The sequence below is a fragment of the Actinomadura sp. 21ATH genome (assembly GCF_041951345.1).
Classification (GTDB): domain Bacteria; phylum Actinomycetota; class Actinomycetes; order Streptosporangiales; family Streptosporangiaceae; genus Spirillospora.
Genome location: NZ_JBGNUR010000001.1, coordinates 1031074 through 1047317, shown reverse-complemented (window position 1 = coordinate 1047317; position 16244 = coordinate 1031074). Strand labels below are relative to the sequence as shown.

The following is a 16244-nucleotide window of genomic DNA, read 5'->3' as shown; positions in this document are numbered from 1 at the left end:
TAATCGATCACCATGACCCCGGAACTCGCAGCCCTGGTCGCCGGCGCCGCGACCGACCACCCCCGCAAGCTCAAGTCCGGCCTGAGGAGGCTGGCGGCGCCGCTGCCGCCCGCGGACCGGATCGCCTTCTACGAGGAGGCGTGCCGGGCCTTCACGGCGGGGTCGGCGGAGGTCGCGACATGGGCGTTCACGCAGGCCCGCAAGGTCGAGAAGGACGCGGGCCTCGGCGACACCGGGCGCCTGCACCGGGTCCTGCTCGAACTCGTTCCGGACGGCGTGGTCGCGCCGGCCGTGCTGCGCGACCACGCCAAGGCGCTGGGCGAGGACTTCGCGCCCGAGGAGGCGCACGCGCGGTTCCGCGAGGTGATCCGCGCGGGGTTCGGCGCCGGGCTGATCCCGTACGCCCGCGTCTTCCCCGACCTGCGGCGGCTGGCCGTCGCGGCGGGCCTGGGCAAGCGGGACGAGGACGAGTTCCTCGCCGCCCGCCTCCTGCGCGACGGCCTGCTGCCCGGCGCCCCGCCGACGATCTGGGCGGCCGCCGCGCCCGCGCTGGCCGACGTCGCCGCCCGGGACGGCGGCCTGATGGACCTGCTGATCGCGGCCGAGCCGGGCGAGGAGAACCGGGACCGGTGGCTGGAGACGCTCGTCGACGCGGGCGCCGGGACGCGGCTGCCGCTGGAGTGGTACGCCGGCCGGCCCTGCCCGGCGGGCCACCTGCTCCGCCTCGCCGACCAGGGCGCGGACCACCTGTTCCCGCGCACCGGCGAGCCGCCGTCCGGCACCGACCCGGCGGCGATCCCGCCGACCCCGGCCCCCTGGCACGACGCGCCCGACGCCGAGCTGAGGGAGATCCTCAAGGCCGACCTGGAGTCCGGCGTCCTGGCGCGCCTCGACCGGGCCGTCTCCTGGCTGTACGACCACGGCCGCCGGTTCCTGGAGCGCAACCCCGGCTTCCTGGGCGGAGTGGAGATCAGTGATCCGGTGGACGCCCTGGCGGCGGAGCTGCGCACCGGGATCCTGGAGGAGATCGGGATGCGGACGGTGCCGCCGGCGCACGACGTCAGGTGGGGCGGCGACGCGCAGTCCGTCCTCCAGCACGGCGCGTACGTGACCGTCCGGCGGAAGCGCGACGCCGTGGCGGCGGACGGGAAGGGCGGCACCTGGACGCTCGGCTCCTGCCCGGGCGACCTGATGCCGTGGTTCGACGGCGAGACCTGGTACGCGTCGCGCCCGGGGCCCGGCGGGCAATGGCAGACCTTCGTCGTGGACGGCCCGGCCGGGACCGTACTGAGGCTGGAGGCGGCCTCCCGTACGGCCCGTCCCGAAGCGCCCGGCACCGGAACGGTCACCCTCCCCGGCACCGCCGTGCGGAACGACGTGCGGCTCCGGGACGGCGTGATCACCGTGACCGCGCCGGACGGCACGGAGGTCCTCCGGACGGCGTTCACGCCCCGGCAGGCGTCCGTGCTCCCGCCCGCCGCGTGGAGCACGCGGGAGGCGGTGGACCCGGCCGGGTCGGCATGGCTGCGGTCGCTGGACCGGGCGGCCGTCCGGCGCCTGGTGGAGCCCGTCCTGCCCAGATGGTCCGGTGTGGGCTCGATCAGGCGTGGCGAGTTCATCGCGGAGCTGCTGCCCGAGATCACCGCGCCCGGGCTGGCGGAGACGGTGGCCGGGCGGGTGGTGCGCGCGGCGCGGTGCCTGCTGAACGAGCACGTGCTGCTGGGCATGGAGGGCCTGCCGTACCGGCCGCCGCCCGTCCCGCTGCTGGAGACCGCGCCCGACCTGCCGACCCGGTACCTGCACACCCTGATGCGGGTCCGGCTGGTGTCCGAGTATCTCCTGGAGGGGGCGGCGGAGGGCCCGGCCCCGCGGGAACCGGTGCTCCTGCGGACCCTCGACTCGCTGAGCGGGACGGAATGGATCCCCCAGGAGTTCGAGCGGATGACCGGGCAGCTGATGAGCCGGCTGTGGCCATGGGACCGGTTCCCGGAGCGGACCGTCGCGGAGCTGAACGCCTGGGCGAACACCCCGCTGGGCGACGGCAGCGGGCGCTGGCGGCTGCACTGGTTCGACCGGCCGTTCAGCGGCTCCGGGTACCCGCACCTCGCGCTGTGGCGGACCCCGGACGGCGCGCTGCTCGTGGTGAGCGGCCGCAGCCAGGGGCGGGACCTGTTCGCGGCCGTCGAGCACGCGCCGGACGGCCGCTTCGGCGACAACGGGTTCCCGGAGGGACGGGTCCCCGTGCTCACCGTTCCCCAGGGCAGGTTCAGCCCCGATCTGCTGCGCCGCGTCGAACGGCTGCTGGCCGACAAGGGCCCGCCGCCGGCCGGCGCCGGCACCGCGAAGGAGCTGGCCGCCCGGGCCGGCATCACCACCGCGACCGCGGTCGGGATCCTGTACGGCGACAAGGACGGGTTCGTCCGGTCGTTCCCGCGCGTCCCGCTGGAGGAGTCGGGCCTGCCCGCCGACGTGATCGAGCTGCTGAAGGCGGCCCGGGACGAGCGGGCGGTCCCGGGCGGGCTGGAACGGAAGACCATGGGGAGCCGCCGTTCGGGCCCGGTCGGGCGGTTCCGCGAGCTGCTCATGCCCGACGACCCCGCCGACCTGTGGACGACCGGCCCCGACATCGCCCGCGCCGCCGACTGGTGGCGGTCCTGCCGGAGGGAGCACGGCGAGTGAACCTCCAGGAAGCGGCCATCGAGAAGTCCAAGGTCACCAGGGCCGCGCGCCCGCTCGCCGCCGCCGATCTGCCTCCCCACTTCGAGCGGGCCTGCCGGGACTTCCTCGCGGCGGGCGAGGCCGAGCTGGCCGCCTGGGCGTTCGGCGAGGCCCGCCGCGCCGAGGAGAACCATCCCGCCCTCCGCGACATGGACCGGCTCCACGGGACGTTCCTGGAGTTCGTGCCGGCCGGCGCCGTGGCGCCGGCGGTCCTGCGCGCCCACATCGGCCTCATGGCGGAGCACCTTTCTCCGGAGGAGGCCCTCGGCCGCTTCCACGAGATCCTGGAGAAGGCGTTCGCGGCCGGGGTCGTTCCGTACGCGCGGATTTTCACCGACCTGCGGCCGCTCGCCAAGGCGGCGGGCGTGAAGAAGCGGGACGCGGAGGACGCCCTCGCCGCCCGGCTGCTGACCGCGACGCGCCCCTCTTTTGGAACCTCGACACCGATTTCGCGAGCGCCGCCGCCGAAGCGGACCTGCCCGAGAAACTGGACGCCTTCGTCCGCGACCTGGGCGCGACCGACAAGGACGGGCCCGCCCTCCTCCGCCGGGCCCTGGAGGCGCCCGGGATCCGCCGCGTCCTGCACGGGCTCGCCGCCGGCTGGGACGGTAAGGCCGCCACGGAGTCGGTGCCCGACCTCCGGCACGCCCGGGCGCGACTCGTACCGCTGGTGCAGTCCGGCTTCACCGGCCCCGCCCTCGAAATCGCCGCCCCCCGCACCGCGCTCCTGCGCACGCTGCGCGGCGTGCTCACCGTCACCGCCCCCGACGGGACCGTGACCGCCCGGCTCCCGTTCTCCTCCCGCCAGCTCCTCACCGGATACGCCGCCGCCCCGGTCGTGCCGCCCGGCTGGTGGACGTGGCTGTCCCCGGTCGACCCGGACGGCTCGGCCGCCCTCCGCGCCCTCGGCGCCGGCCAGGCGGACGCCCTGCTCGACGCCGCGCTGACCGGGCCCCGCGCCGCCGCTGGCGCGCTCACCGCACTCCTGCCGGAGCTGACCTCGGCCGACCTGCGCGCCGCGGTCGGGGAGACCGCCTGCGCCGCCGCCGAGTGCGCCCGGTCCGCCGCCACGCTGCGGGCGCTGCGCGAGGACCGCCCGCCACCTTAAGGACCTGGTCAGCCGGTGAGCCTGCCGTCGGCGGCGCGGGCGAGCCGGACCGACGCTCGGCAGATGTCGCCGATGTACCCGGGCCGGGCGGCGGGTAGATTCGCGAGATGAACGAACGTCCGTCGCTCGACGACATCCGGCGCGCGCCCAAGGTGCTGCTGCACGATCATCTGGACGGCGGCCTGCGGACCGAGACCATCGTGGACCTGGCCCGCGACACCGGGTACGGGGACCTGCCGACGACCGATCCCGGGAATCTGCGCGCCTGGTTCGCGGAGGCGTCCAACTCCGGGTCGCTGGAGCGCTACCTGGAGACGTTCGCGCACACGGTCGGCGTCATGCAGTCGGCCGAGGCGCTGACCCGGGTCGCGTACGAGTGCGCCGAGGACCTGGCGAAGGACGGCGTCGTCTACGCGGAGGTCCGGTACGCGCCGGAGCTGCACACGCGGACCGGCCTCCCGCTGGAGACGATCGTGGAGGCCGTCCTGGACGGCTTCGCCCGGGGCGGCCGCGACCACGGGATCCGCGTCGGGACGCTGGTCACGGCGATGCGGCACCAGGCCCGGTCGATGGAGATCGCGGAGCTGGCGGTGCGGTACCGGGACGCGGGGGTCGTCGGGTTCGACATCGCGGGCGCCGAGGCCGGCTACCCGCCCACCCGCCACCTGGACGCGTTCGAGTACCTCCAGCGGGAGAACGCGCACTTCACCATCCACGCCGGCGAGGGGTTCGGGCTGCCGTCGATCTGGCAGGCGATCCAGTGGTGCGGCGCCGACCGGCTCGGCCACGGCGTGCGGATCATCGACGACATCACCGAGGACGAGGACGGGAACCCGCGGCTGGGCCGGCTCGCGGCCTACGTGCGCGACAAGCGGATCCCGCTGGAGATGTGCCCGACGTCCAACATCCAGACCGGCGCGGCCAAGTCGATCGCCGAGCATCCGATCGGGCTCCTGCGGCGGCTGCACTTCCGGGTCACGGTCAACACCGACAACCGGCTGATGAGCGGGACGGTGCCGTCGCTGGAGATGGCGAAGCTGGTGGAGGCGTTCGGGTACGGCTGGGACGACCTCCAGTGGTTCACGGTGAACGCGATGAAGTCGGCGTTCATCGCGTTCGACGAGCGGCTGGAGCTGATCAACGAGGTGATCAAGCCGGGTTTCGCGGCGCTGCGCGACGCGACCTGAGCGCCGCCCGCGTTCTGGTGATGGCACGAGCCTGGAATGCTGTGGGCATGACCCCGCTCCTGACGATCAAGTCCACCGTCGCCCGGGTCGCCGGCTGGGCCTGGATGGTGTTCGCCGCGCTCAACCTCATCGACATCGCCGTGCGCGGCCGGGACGTGGCCTCGCTGGTCATGACCGCGCTGCTGCTGCTCGGCTGCGGCATCGCGTACGCGGTGGGGCTGCGCCCGGCGGTGGTGGCGGACGAGCAGGGGTACACGGTGCGCAACCCGCTGCGGGACACGCGGGTCCCGTGGCGCGCGTCCCGCAAGATCGAGGCGACGGACGCGCTGCTGTTCACCTTCACGGCGGCGGGCGGCGAGCGCCGGACGAAGGCGTGGGTCCACCAGACGTCGCCGCGGGCCCGGGCCAAGGCCGAGGCGCGGGAGCGGCGGCAGGCCGCCCGGATGCCGGACGCCGCCGCGACCGCGCTCAAGCACGGCACGCCCACCATGTTCGCCGCCCGGCAGCTGACCGAGCTGGCGCGCGAGCACCAGGGGAAGGGCGAGGCGGACCAGGGCACGGTGACCTGGTCGCGCCCGGCGGTGGCGGCGGTCGCCGTGCCGGGCGCGCTGGCCGTCGCGGCGTCCCTGCTCGCCCTGCTCGGCTAGGTCAGGACAGGTCCAGCAGGGCTGACAGGGCGTTCCGGAGGGCCTCCAGGTCGCGTTCCGCCGCGGCGCGGGCCGGGGCCACGTCGCCGTCCGGTACGGCCCGGACGACCTCCAGGTAGCACTTCAGCTTGGGCTCGGTGCCCGACGGGCGGACGACGATCCGGGCGGACGGGGCCAGCCGGAACCGGAGCCCGTCGGTGGGCGGCAGGCCGTCGACGCCCTCGGCGAGGTCCTCGGCCGACTCGACGGCGAAGCCGGCCAGCGCGGACGGGGGATCGGCGCGCAGCCGCCGCACCGCCGCCGGGATCAGCGCGGGATCGGGGACACGGACGGACAGCTGGCCGGTGGCGTGCAGGCCGTACCGGCGGGCCTGGTCGTCCAGGAGGTCGAGCAGCGTGCGGCCGTCCCGCTTCGCCTCGGCGGCCATCGCCGCGACGGTGAGCGCGGCGCCGACGCCGTCCTTGTCGCGGACGATCCCGCCGACGCTGTAGCCGAGCGCCTCCTCGTACCCGTAGACGATCCCGTCCCCGGCCTTCATGATCCATTTGAAGCCGGTGAGGGTACGGGTCGAGCGCGCGCCGTGCGCCGCGGCGATCCGGTCCAGGAGGGACGACGACACGATCGTCGTCACCACCAGGGGATCGGGCGCGGCCGCGTGCCGGAGCACGTGCTCGGCGAGCAGGCCGCCGACCTCGTCTCCGGTGAGCTGCCGCGCGCCGGGGACGGCCACGGCGCAGCGGTCCGCGTCCGGATCGTTCGCGATCACCAGGTCGACCTCGCGGCCGGCCGCGAGGTCGAGGGCGAGGTCCATGGCCCCGGGCTCCTCGGGGTTCGGGAACGCGACCGTCGGGAAGTCCGGATCGGGCGCGGCCTGCTCGGGGACGACCGCCGGCGCCGGGAACCCGGCCCGCTCGAACGCCCGCAGCAGCACGTCCCGGCCCACGCCGTGCAGGGGCGTGTAGACCGTGGACACGTCGCGCGCGCCGCCGAGGGGGAGGGCGGCGAGGGCGTCCAGGTACGCCTCGACGATCTCGTCGCCGAGGACCGTCCAGCCGTCGCCCAGCGGCAGCGCGTCCACCCGCCCGACCGCGTCGATCGCGGCGGAGATCTCGGCGTCCAGCGGCGGGACGATCTGCGCCCCGTCGCCCCAGTAGACCTTGTAGCCGTTGTCGCGCGGCGGATTGTGGCTGGCGGTGACCATGACCCCGGCGGCGGCGCCCAGGTGCCGTACGGCGAACGCCAGCACGGGCGTGGGCAGCGGCCGCGGGAGCAGCCAGGCGCGCAGGCCCGCCCCGGTCATGACCGCGGCCGTGTCGAGCGCGAACCGCTCCGAGTTGTGCCGCGCGTCGTACCCGATCACGACCCCGCCGGGCCCGCCGCGGCCGAGGCGCGCGGCCAGCCCGGCGGCGGCGCGCATGACGGTGACCCGGTTCATCCGGTTGGGACCGGCGCCCAGCTCGCCGCGCAGGCCGGCCGTGCCGAACTCCAGCCGGGCCCCGAACCGGGCCGCCAGCTCCGCCGCGTCCCCGGCGTCCAGGATCTTCCGCAGCTCCGCGGCCGTCTCCGGATCCGGATCCTGCGCCAGCCACTCCTCGGCCTCGCGCGCGTACGGCGGCTTCACGGCCCCGCTCACAGCTTGGAGATGACCGTCGCGAGGAGGGCGCCCATGCGGCCGGCGGCGGCGCGGCCCGCGGCCAGGACCTCCTCGTGGTCCAGCGTGCCCTCGGCCAGCCCGGCCGCGATGTTGGTCACCAGCGACACGCCCAGCACGTCGGCGCCGCCCTGCCGGGCCGCGATCGCCTCCAGCACCGTGGACATCCCGATCATGTCGGCGCCCATCGTGCGGAGCATCCGGATCTCGGCCGGGGTCTCGTAGGTGGGGCCGCGGAACGCCGCGTACACGCCCTCGGCCAGCGTCGGGTCCACCTCGCGGGCCAGCGCCCGCAGCCGCCCGGAGTACGCCTCGGTCAGGTCGAGGAAGGTCGGCCCGGTCAGCGGGTTGGCCCCGGACAGGTTGATGTGGTCGGAGATCAGCACCGGGTCGCCGACCTTCTGGTGCTCGGGCCGCAGCCCGCCCGCCGCGTTCGTCAGGACGACCGTGCCCACGCCGGACGCCAGCGCGGTGCGGACGCCGTGCACGACGGGGTCGACGCCGAGGCCCTCGTACAGGTGGGTGCGGCCGAGGAAGACCAGCGCGCGCCGGCCGCCGACCTCGACCACCCGGATCCGGCCCGCGTGGCCCTCCACCGCGGGCGGCGCGAAGCCGGGCAGCTCGGTGACCGCCAGCTCCGCGACCGGCTCGCCGAGCGCGTCGGCGGCCGGGACCCAGCCGGACCCCATCACCAGGGCCACGTCGAACGAGTCGAAGGACGTCAGCTCCCGCAGCCGCTCGGCGGCCGCCCGGGCACGTGGAAAAGCCTCGTTGCTCACCATGCCGACCCTAGCCGCCCTCGTGCCCGGCGGCGCCGCCGGTGCCCGCGTCCTTGCCGGGGACGACGACGAGGCCGATGATGTGCCGGGCGCGGCCGTCCCCGCGCACGCCGTCCGGTTCGGGCGGGCGGGCCTGCTCTGGGCGCCGCTGTTCCTGGCCGTGGCCGCCGCGACCGCGCTGCTGGCCGCCCGGCCGCACGGCCCGCCGCGGCCGCTCCGGCGCTCGCGGACGGCGGCGCCCGCCGCTGATCACCTGGTCCGTACGGGGGAGCCGCGCGGCCGCGCTAGTCGCCGAGCGACTTGCAGGGGCGGTTGCGCAGCTCCTTGACGTAGTCGTCGGGCGCGCCGGCCGCCTCCGCCGCGTCGGCGAGGATGCCCAGGTAGCGGGCCGAGGGCAGGCCGCCCTCGTAGTCGTCCAGGACGTAGATCCAGCACAGGACGTCGCCGTCCAGCGTCGACACCCGCACCCTGATCTTGCGGTAGACGCCGAGGGCCGCGCCCTCCCAGGCGTCCAGCTCGGTCTCGTCCCAGGCCGGGACGTCGTACAACACGACGAAGACCTGCTCGTCGCGGTCCTCGACGACCGTGGCCAGCGCGCCCTCCCAGCCGACGTCCTGGCCGCCGAAGGTGAGCCGCCAGCCCGCGAGCCAGCCGGTGCCGCGCATCGGTGAGTGCGGGGCCCGGGACGCCATCTGCTCGGGGTCCATGTTGGAGGCGTACGCCGCGTACAGTGCCACGGTCGCCAAGCGTACGGCAGTTCCCCGGATCCGAGGGGGATCCGCCCCGGCGCGCGAAGGCGCGGCCCTGGTCAGGGCATCGCCGGTCATGAGAAACAATGGGAGGCGTGACGACCCGCATCGTGATCATCGGAGGAGGCCCCGGCGGCTACGAGGCCGCGCTCGTCGCGGCGCAGCTCGGCGCCGACGTGACCGTCGTGGAGCGCGACGGCCCCGGCGGCGCGTGCGTGCTCACCGACTGCGTGCCCTCCAAGACGCTCATCGCCACCTCGACCCGGATGGCCGTGATGTCGGAGTCCGCCGGGCTCGGGCTGAAGTTCAACGGCGGCCCGGACGGCATCGTCGGCGGCCTGGAGGTCGACCTCCCCGTGGTCAACAAGCGGGTGAAGGAGCTGGCCCGGGCGCAGTCGTTCGACGTGGCCGAACGCCTCGCGTACGAGGAGGTCAAGATCGTGCGCGGCGAGGCGCGGCTGCTGGAGCCGCACGTCGTCGCGGTCGGCGACCGCCACCTGCGGGCCGACGTCATCCTGCTCGCCACCGGCGCCACCCCGCGGGTGCTGCCCGGCTCCGAGCCCGACGGCGAGCGCATCCTGAACTGGCGCCAGCTGTACGACCTGCCCGAGCTGCCCGAGCACCTGATCGTGGTCGGCTCCGGCGTCACCGGCGCCGAGCTGGCCGGGGCGTACCTGTCGCTCGGCTCCCGCGTCACGCTGGTGTCCTCGCGCGACCGGATCCTGCCGAGCGAGGACGCCGACGCCGCCGGCGTGCTGCAGGACGTCTTCCTGCGCCGCGGCATGAACGTCATGTCCCGCTCCCGCGCCGCCGGCGTCGAGCGCCAGGGCGACAGCGTGGTGGTGTCGCTGGAGGACGGCCGCAAGGTCACCGGCTCGCACTGCCTGATGACCGTCGGCATGGAGCCCAATACGCGCGGCATCGGCCTGGAGAAGGCCGGGGTGCGGCTGAGCGCCCGCGGGTTCGTGGAGGTCGACAAGGTCTCCCGCACGAGCGTCCCGCACATCTACGCGTCCGGCGACTGCACCGGCATCCTGATGCTGGCCTCGGTGGCGGGCATGCAGGGCCGGATCGCCATGTGGCACGCCCTGGGCGAGGCCGTGCAGCCGCTGAAGCTCGGCTGGGTGTCGTCCAACATCTTCACCGATCCCGAGGTCGCCTCGGTCGGCGTGACGCAGAAGATGGTCGACTCCGGCGAGGTCAACGCCCGCACGGTGATGCTGCCGCTGTTCAGCAACGCGCGCGCCAAGATGCAGGGCTTCGAGGACGGCTTCGTCAAGATCTTCTGCCGCCCGTCCACCGGCATCGTGCTCGGCGGCGTCATCGTCGCGCCGCGCGCCAGCGAGCTGATCCTGGGCGTGTCGGTCGCCGTCCAGCAGCACCTGACGGTCGACCAGGTCGCGCACACCTTCGCCGTCTACCCGTCCCTGTCGGGCAGCATCACCGAGGCGTCCCGCCGCCTGATGACCGAGCACGCCTATTAACCGCGATCCCGGCCCGCGATGCGACCGTGACCGGGGCGAGCGCGACATCGTTTCGCGATCTGCCCGGTGAGGCTCGCCTTCGGTTTCGCCTCACCGGGCAGGTAGCGCGCTCGCGCCGTGGCCGGGCTCCCGGGCCGTGTCGAGCGGCGCTAGAAGCCGCCGAAGTCGCCCCCGCCGCCGAAGTCGCCGCCGCCGAAGTCCCAGCCGCCGCCGACGTCGCCGCCCTCGCCGCCGAAGCCGCCGCCCATGTCGCCGTAACCGCCGCCGTAGAAGCCGCCGCTCATCATGGAACCGAGCATCGTGCCGATCATCATCCCGCCGAGCAGGTCCATGCCGCCGTAGCCGGCGTAGTACCCGCCCGCGTACGGCGCGTACGCCGGGCCCGCGTCGTAGTACGGGCGGCGGCCGTCACCGTACGGGACCATCCGCACGTCCGGGTCCTGGCCGGTCAGGACGCGCTGGGCGTCCATCTCGCAGGCCGGGACGGACCGGGCCACGCCGCCGTGCGGCGCCCAGACGACGTCCTTGACGGACGGCCCGTGCTGCGGGTTGAAGAAGCAGGGGGCGCGCCGTTCCGGTACGGGCTCGCCCGCGAGCCGGGCCCGCGTGGCGGTCATGTGGTAGCGGCCGTTCTCCAGGGCGGTGGTGACGTTCTCCATGTCGGCCGGGCGCGCGGCGCGCTCGGTCGCCGCCTTGGCCTCGTCGTAGGAGTTCATCGCCCGCTCGTAGTCGCGGCGCGTGTCGGGGTCGAGGTCCCGGTCCATGACGTTGAGGTCGAGCGCGGCGATGTCCTCGCCGAGCAGCGTCACGTCCTCCTCGACGCCCTTCTTCAGCTCGGCCATCTGGCGGGCCTCGCGGTCGCGGCGGCGCCTGCCGGCGACGAGGAACGCGCCGAGCGCGCCCGCCATCACCAGGATCACCACGCCGAGCGTGACGAAGCCGCCGATCATGCCGCTGCGGGCCTTGTCGTCGGCCTTGGTCTCGGCCACGTCGGCGAACGCCGCCAGCCGCGCCTGCGCGCTGCCGCCCGGGTCGGACCGCGCGACCAGCTGGTTGATCTCCCGGGTGTCGAAGGTCTTGGAGATGCCGGTCATCCGCGAGCCGTCGGCGGTGATCGCGACGTAGGTCTCGCCCTCGCCGACGCGGTTCTTCACCGCGACCAGCATCCGGCCCATGGCCTCCTGCCCGGCCTGGTTCCGCACCACGACGGCCCGGATGTCGGCCTCGTCCTGCCGGTCGAGCGCCGACCGTACGGCGTTCTCGTCGATGGACGCCTGCCGGCGCGCCTCGCCGGTCACGTACAGCCGGGACTGCGTCAGGCCGTTGGCGATCGTGGAGACGGTGTCGTCCGCCTGGGCCGGCGCGGCGAAGCCGAACAGCAGCGCGAAGACGGCGGCGGCCACCGCCAGCGTCGCGCCGCGGCGGGCCGCCCGCCCGGGCTGCGAATCGGTGTTCTTGCGTCCGGTGTTCATTAGCAGACCTGCCTCCTCACCTGGTAGACGAGCAGGCACCGCCGTCCGTTCCGTCTGATCTGGACATACCCGGACTAGGGGGGCGGAAAAGGAAAACGCCCCCGTTTCCGGATGGCCGGAACCGGGGGCGCTGCGACCTTCCGCTCAGCTGTCCTTGATCTCGCAGATCACGGCGCCGTTGGAGACGGTGGCGCCGACCTCGGCGGCCAGGCCGGTGACCGTGCCGGCCTTGTGCGCGTTCAGCGGCTGCTCCATCTTCATCGCCTCCAGGACCACGATCGGGTCCCCGGCCGCGACCTCGGCGCCCTCCTCGGCGACGATCTTGACGATGGTGCCCTGCATCGGGCTGACCAGCGAGTCGCCGGACGCCTGCGAGCCGCCGCCCTTCTTGCCGCCGCGCCGCTTGGCCGGGGCCGCCTTGCCGCCGCCCGCGCCCGCGCCCGCCGGCGCGGCGCCCAGCCCGGCCGGCAGCACGACCTCGACGCGCTTGCCGCCGACCTCGACGGTCACCCGCTCGCGCTCGCCCGCCTCCTCCTCGGTGGCCACGTCGCCCTCGTACGGGGCGATCGTGTTGTCGAACTCGGTCTCGATCCACCGCGTGTGGACCTGGAACGGCTCGCTCTCGTCCGCCGGCACGAACGCCGGCTCGTCCAGCACGGCCCGGTGGAAGGGCAGCACGGTCGGCATCCCGCCGATCTCGAACTCCGCCAGCGCCCGCCGCGACCGCTCCACCGCCTGCTTGCGGGTGGCGCCGGTCACCACCAGCTTGGCGATCATGGAGTCGAACTGCTGCGGGATCGTCTGGCCCTCGACGCAGCCCGCGTCCAGCCGCACGCCCGGCCCGGACGGCGGCGACCACCGGGTCAGCGTGCCCACGGCCGGGAGGAAGTTGCGGCCCGCGTCCTCGGCGTTGATCCGGAACTCGATCGAGTGGCCGCGCAGCTCCGGGTCGCCGTACCCCAGCTCCTCGCCGTCGGCGATCCGGAACATCTCGCGGACCAGGTCGACCCCCGCGACCTCCTCGGTCACCGGGTGCTCCACCTGGAGCCGGGTGTTGACCTCCAGGAACGAGATCGTCCCGTCCTGCCCGACCAGGAACTCGCACGTCCCGGCGCCGACGTACCCGGCCTCCTTCAGGATGGCCTTGGACGAGCTGTACAGCAGCTCCAGCTGCTCCTCGCTCAGGAACGGCGCCGGGGCCTCCTCCACCAGCTTCTGGTGGCGGCGCTGCAGCGAGCAGTCACGGGTGGACACGACCACCACGTTGCCGTGCTTGTCGGCGAGGCACTGCGTCTCCACGTGCCGGGGCCGGTCCAGGTAGCGCTCCACGAAGCACTCGCCCCGCCCGAACGCCGAGACGGCCTCGCGGACGGCCGACTCGTACATGTCGGTGACCTCGTCGAGCGTGCGGGCCACCTTCAGCCCGCGGCCGCCGCCGCCGAACGCCGCCTTGATCGCGATCGGCAGGCCGTGCTCCTCGGCGAACGCCACGACCTCCTCGGCGCCCGACACCGGATCCTTGGTGCCCGCGACCAGGGGCGCGCCCACCTTCTGCGCGATGTGCCGGGCCTGCACCTTGTCGCCCAGCGCGGTGATCGCCGCGGGCGGCGGACCGATCCAGGTCAGCCCCGCGTCCTGGACGGCGGTGGCGAAATCGGCGTTCTCCGCCAGGAACCCGTAACCGGGGTGGACGGCGTCGGCGCCCGAGTCCGCCGCCACCTTGATGATCTTTTCGATGTTCAGGTAGCTGTCGGCGGCCGTCTGGCCGCCCAGCGCGTGCGCCTCGTCGGCGACCCGAACGTGCAGGGCGTCCAGGTCCGGCTCGGCGTACACCGCGACACTGGCAAGCCCCGCGTCGCGACAGGCACGGGCAATACGGACCGCGATCTCACCGCGGTTGGCGATCAGGACCTTGCGCACGTGGGTCTCCTCCCTCAACCTCGCACGCGCAGTCTAGATAACGGCCGTTCCACGGTTTCGCAAGCCCCTCCTCATCGGCGGGAACGCGCAGCTGGTAAGGGGTTCCTGACACGTTCCCGCCGGGACGGCCGCGGCTAGCTCTTGAGGAAGTCCAGGAGGTCCTGGTTGAACCTCTCCTTGTCGCCCGGGACGAGCGCGATGCCGTGCGAGCCGCCCTCGTAGACCTTGAGGGTGGCGTTCGGGATGATCTCCGCGGACCTGCGGCCGGTGGCGTCGATCGGGACGATCTGGTCGTCGTCGCCGTGCACGACCAGCGTCGGGACGTCGAACCTGCGCAGGTCCTCGGTGAAGTCGGTGCGCGCGAACGCGTCCACGCACTTGACGCCGGCCTGGATGCTCTCGTGCATCGCCATGAACCAGAACGCGTCCCTGTTGCCCTGGGTGACCTTGTTGCCGGGGCGGTTGGCGGAGAAGAACCCCTCGGACGCGTCCTTCCAGTACTGCGAGCGCTCCTTCATGATGCCGCTCTTGATGTCCTCGAACACCTGCTCGGGAACGCCCTCGGGATTGTCCGGCCCCTGGAGCATCAGCGGCGGGATCGCCGACAGCAGCACCGCCTTGTCGACGCGGTCGGTGCCGTGCCGGCCGATGTAGCGCGCCAGCTCGCCGCCGCCCATCGAGTGCGCGACCAGGGTGACGTGCCGCAGGTCCAGCGAAGTGATCAGGTCGTTCAGGTCGTCGGCGAAGGTGTCGAAGTCGTAGCCGTTGAACGGCTGGCTGGAGCGGCCGTGGCCGCGCCGGTCGTGGGCGATGCCGCGGAAGCCGTTCTCGGCGACGAGCTTCATCTGGTCTTCCCAGGCGTCGGCGTTCAGCGGCCAGCCGTGGATGAACACCACGGGCCGTCCCGATCCCCAGTCCTTGTAGAAGATCTCCTCGCCGTCGCGCGTCCTGACGAACCCCATCGTTCACTTCCCCGTTCTCGCTCGGATTGCCAACGTCGCCGATACCCGGCCGCGCCGCTTCCAGCGCAAACGGAAGGTACAGAAGTGTTTGCCCGGCACGGCATGAGAGAGCCGAACAAGTCCGGACATGAAGGAGCGGCGGGCCCGCCGGGCCCGCCGCTCCTTCGCACGTCCGTGTTGCCGGGTGACCGGGTGACCGGGTTACCGGCCGTAGCGCCGGTTGAACTTCTCCACGGCGCCGGTCGAGTCCACGATCCGGCCGCGCCCCGTGTAGAAGGGGTGGCTCGCCGAGGACACGTCCACGTCGATCACGGGGTACGTGCGCCCGTCCGTCCACTCGATCGTCTGCTCGCTCGTGGCGGTCGACCGCGTCAGGAACGCGTAGTCGGCGCTCCGGTCACGGAACACCACGGGCCTGTAGTCCGGGTGGATGTTCTTCAACTTCACGACCTCCTCGTTGCGTACGCCTCCTAGAACAGGACGATAACCATTTTCATTCCCCGGGAACGGCCCGCCGGGTGTATCTTCGCGTCTGATCAGCCGACGATTCGGGAGCCCTCGATGGTCCGCCACTGGACGCGGCTGGGCCTGGTCCTGGCCCTGGCCGTCTGCGTCGTGCCGCCCTCGTCCGCCCTGGGGCGCGACACGACCCCGGTCGGCCACGAGACCAGAGAACAGCTGACCGCCGCCGCCGGAACGCTCGTCCGGCTCCGTTCCCAGGCGCTCGTCCAGCCGGCCAGGCATTCCGGCGAGACCGTCCCCGACGAGATCATGGGCGTGCTGATCGCGCCGGACGTCGTCCGCACCCACGCCCGCACGCTCCGCGAGCTGGAGAACCGCAACCGCGCCCCCGTCCAGGGCGGCCCCGCGTACACCGGCGCCCGCACCCGCCTCGACGCCGCCAGCGCCACCCGCGCCGGCGACCACATCACCCTGGAGGCCGTGGAGCACACCGAGGTCCGCTACGGCACCGGCAAGATGACCCAGTCCGTCCGCCGCCGCTTCGAGTTCGTCACGAAGAACGAGCGCATCACGCTCACCGGCGAGAGCGTCGTCGACCCCGAGGCCCACCCGATCAACGACCTCGACCCGGCCGACCTCCCGCCGAAGAGCTCGGCCGGCGGCCGCTGACCCGTTCGCCGATCGCACGGATCTTTACTGGCTCCTGTGAAGGCTGGGCCGTAGGCTGTCGGCAATTGCCTGGAAGCACCCCGCGCCGTGGCGAAGGGAAGAGGGTCCACCCATGACCGACAAGAGGGGCGCCAGCATCGCGGCGCTGGAAGATCTGTCCCGGATGTTCAGCAAGCACTCCCGGAACCTCGACGCACTGATCAAGGACCTCAACGGCCGCACGGTCTCCAGCCAGGAGATCTGGTGGGGGCCGCAGGCCGACCGCTTCCGCGCCGCCTGGACGGAGGCCAAGACCGCCTTCGACAAGATGGCCGTCGCGCTGGAGCAGGGCGGCCAGGACATCAAGCGCTCCCAGCAGAACATCGAGGCGGCCACCCGCTGACGCGGCGCACGGACCGCGGGTCCCGGTCAACCCCCCCGAGGCCGGGACCCGCTT

The 16244-nt window shown here is 73.7% G+C and carries 15 protein-coding genes; 7 read left to right on the top strand and 8 right to left on the bottom strand.

Annotated features, from left to right (window positions below):
- Nucleotides 1-12 precede the first annotated feature (12 nt).
- From ACA361_RS04970 to ACA361_RS04955, 4 genes are all read left to right on the top strand, one after another.
- Nucleotides 13-2679 carry a hypothetical protein gene (locus ACA361_RS04970; protein WP_375010575.1) on the top strand — a complete coding sequence of 889 codons (2667 nt, stop codon included), beginning with the start codon at nucleotides 13-15 and terminating at the stop codon, nucleotides 2677-2679.
- Between the two features lie 667 nt (nucleotides 2680-3346).
- Nucleotides 3347-3826 (top strand): hypothetical protein, encoded by a 480-nt coding sequence (locus ACA361_RS04965; RefSeq protein ID WP_375010574.1) that lies wholly within the window; start codon nucleotides 3347-3349, stop codon nucleotides 3824-3826.
- A gap of 107 nt (nucleotides 3827-3933) precedes the next feature.
- On the top strand, nucleotides 3934-5013 hold the full coding sequence (locus tag ACA361_RS04960; protein ID WP_375010573.1) for an adenosine deaminase: 1080 nt from the start codon (nucleotides 3934-3936) through the stop codon (nucleotides 5011-5013).
- A gap of 47 nt (nucleotides 5014-5060) precedes the next feature.
- Nucleotides 5061-5660 (top strand): PH domain-containing protein, encoded by a 600-nt coding sequence (locus ACA361_RS04955; protein WP_375010572.1) that lies wholly within the window; start codon nucleotides 5061-5063, stop codon nucleotides 5658-5660.
- Between the two features lies 1 nt (nucleotide 5661).
- On the opposite strand, the gene ACA361_RS04950 is transcribed toward ACA361_RS04955, so the two are convergent.
- The 4 genes from ACA361_RS04950 to ACA361_RS04935 are packed head-to-tail and all read right to left on the bottom strand — an operon-like array spanning nucleotide 5662 to nucleotide 8827.
- Entirely contained in the window at nucleotides 5662-7293 is a 1632-nt protein-coding gene (locus ACA361_RS04950) for a phospho-sugar mutase (protein WP_375010571.1), read from the bottom strand.
- Entirely contained in the window at nucleotides 7290-8093 is an 804-nt protein-coding gene (locus ACA361_RS04945) for a purine-nucleoside phosphorylase (RefSeq protein WP_375010570.1), read from the bottom strand. The genes ACA361_RS04950 and ACA361_RS04945 overlap by 4 nt, the downstream gene beginning before the upstream one ends.
- Nucleotides 8094-8100: 7 nt before the next feature.
- A complete protein-coding gene (locus ACA361_RS04940; protein WP_375010569.1) occupies nucleotides 8101-8343 on the bottom strand; it encodes a hypothetical protein in 243 nt (80 codons plus the stop codon).
- Nucleotides 8344-8374: 31 nt separating this feature from the next.
- Nucleotides 8375-8827 (bottom strand): gamma-glutamylcyclotransferase, encoded by a 453-nt coding sequence (locus ACA361_RS04935; RefSeq protein WP_375010568.1) that lies wholly within the window; start codon nucleotides 8825-8827, stop codon nucleotides 8375-8377.
- Between the two features lie 107 nt (nucleotides 8828-8934).
- On the opposite strand from ACA361_RS04935, the gene ACA361_RS04930 reads away from it, so the two are divergent.
- The gene (locus ACA361_RS04930; protein ID WP_375010567.1) at nucleotides 8935-10323 is read left to right on the top strand and encodes an NAD(P)H-quinone dehydrogenase; all 1389 of its coding nucleotides are present in this window, start codon (nucleotides 8935-8937) and stop codon (nucleotides 10321-10323) included.
- Nucleotides 10324-10472: 149 nt separating this feature from the next.
- Here the strand turns inward: ACA361_RS04930 and ACA361_RS04925 are convergent, their stop codons facing one another.
- The 4 genes from ACA361_RS04925 to ACA361_RS04910 all read right to left on the bottom strand — a co-directional run bounded on the left by ACA361_RS04925 (nucleotide 10473) and on the right by ACA361_RS04910 (nucleotide 15118).
- Nucleotides 10473-11795, bottom strand: coding sequence for a hypothetical protein (locus tag ACA361_RS04925; RefSeq protein ID WP_375010566.1), 1323 nt, complete (start codon nucleotides 11793-11795; stop codon nucleotides 10473-10475).
- A 144-nt stretch (nucleotides 11796-11939) separates the two neighbouring features.
- The gene (locus tag ACA361_RS04920; RefSeq protein WP_375010565.1) at nucleotides 11940-13715 is read right to left on the bottom strand and encodes an acetyl/propionyl/methylcrotonyl-CoA carboxylase subunit alpha; all 1776 of its coding nucleotides are present in this window, start codon (nucleotides 13713-13715) and stop codon (nucleotides 11940-11942) included.
- 134 nt (nucleotides 13716-13849) lie between these two features.
- Nucleotides 13850-14677, bottom strand: coding sequence for an alpha/beta fold hydrolase (locus tag ACA361_RS04915; RefSeq protein ID WP_375010564.1), 828 nt, complete (start codon nucleotides 14675-14677; stop codon nucleotides 13850-13852).
- Nucleotides 14678-14878: 201 nt separating this feature from the next.
- Entirely contained in the window at nucleotides 14879-15118 is a 240-nt protein-coding gene (locus ACA361_RS04910) for a type B 50S ribosomal protein L31 (protein WP_375010903.1), read from the bottom strand.
- A gap of 120 nt (nucleotides 15119-15238) precedes the next feature.
- Here ACA361_RS04910 and ACA361_RS04905 point away from each other — a divergent pair, with 120 nt between their 5' ends.
- Together ACA361_RS04905 and ACA361_RS04900 are read left to right on the top strand one after the other, a co-directional pair.
- Entirely contained in the window at nucleotides 15239-15808 is a 570-nt protein-coding gene (locus ACA361_RS04905) for a hypothetical protein (protein WP_375010563.1), read from the top strand.
- A 112-nt stretch (nucleotides 15809-15920) separates the two neighbouring features.
- Complete coding sequence (locus ACA361_RS04900) at nucleotides 15921-16190, top strand: WXG100 family type VII secretion target (protein WP_375010562.1); 270 nt, start codon at nucleotides 15921-15923, stop codon at nucleotides 16188-16190.
- Nucleotides 16191-16244: the final 54 nt, after the last annotated feature.

Coding starts and splice junctions, on each gene's coding strand:
- ACA361_RS04970 (WP_375010575.1), top strand. CDS start 13: ATGACCCCGGAACTCGCAGCCCTGGTCGCCGGCGCCGCGACCGACCAC.
- ACA361_RS04905 (WP_375010563.1), top strand. CDS start 15,239: ATGGTCCGCCACTGGACGCGGCTGGGCCTGGTCCTGGCCCTGGCCGTC.
- ACA361_RS04960 (WP_375010573.1), top strand. CDS start 3,934: ATGAACGAACGTCCGTCGCTCGACGACATCCGGCGCGCGCCCAAGGTG.
- ACA361_RS04925 (WP_375010566.1), bottom strand. CDS start 11,795: ATGAACACCGGACGCAAGAACACCGATTCGCAGCCCGGGCGGGCGGCC.
- ACA361_RS04915 (WP_375010564.1), bottom strand. CDS start 14,677: ATGGGGTTCGTCAGGACGCGCGACGGCGAGGAGATCTTCTACAAGGAC.
- ACA361_RS04900 (WP_375010562.1), top strand. CDS start 15,921: ATGACCGACAAGAGGGGCGCCAGCATCGCGGCGCTGGAAGATCTGTCC.
- ACA361_RS04945 (WP_375010570.1), bottom strand. CDS start 8,093: ATGGTGAGCAACGAGGCTTTTCCACGTGCCCGGGCGGCCGCCGAGCGG.
- ACA361_RS04955 (WP_375010572.1), top strand. CDS start 5,061: ATGACCCCGCTCCTGACGATCAAGTCCACCGTCGCCCGGGTCGCCGGC.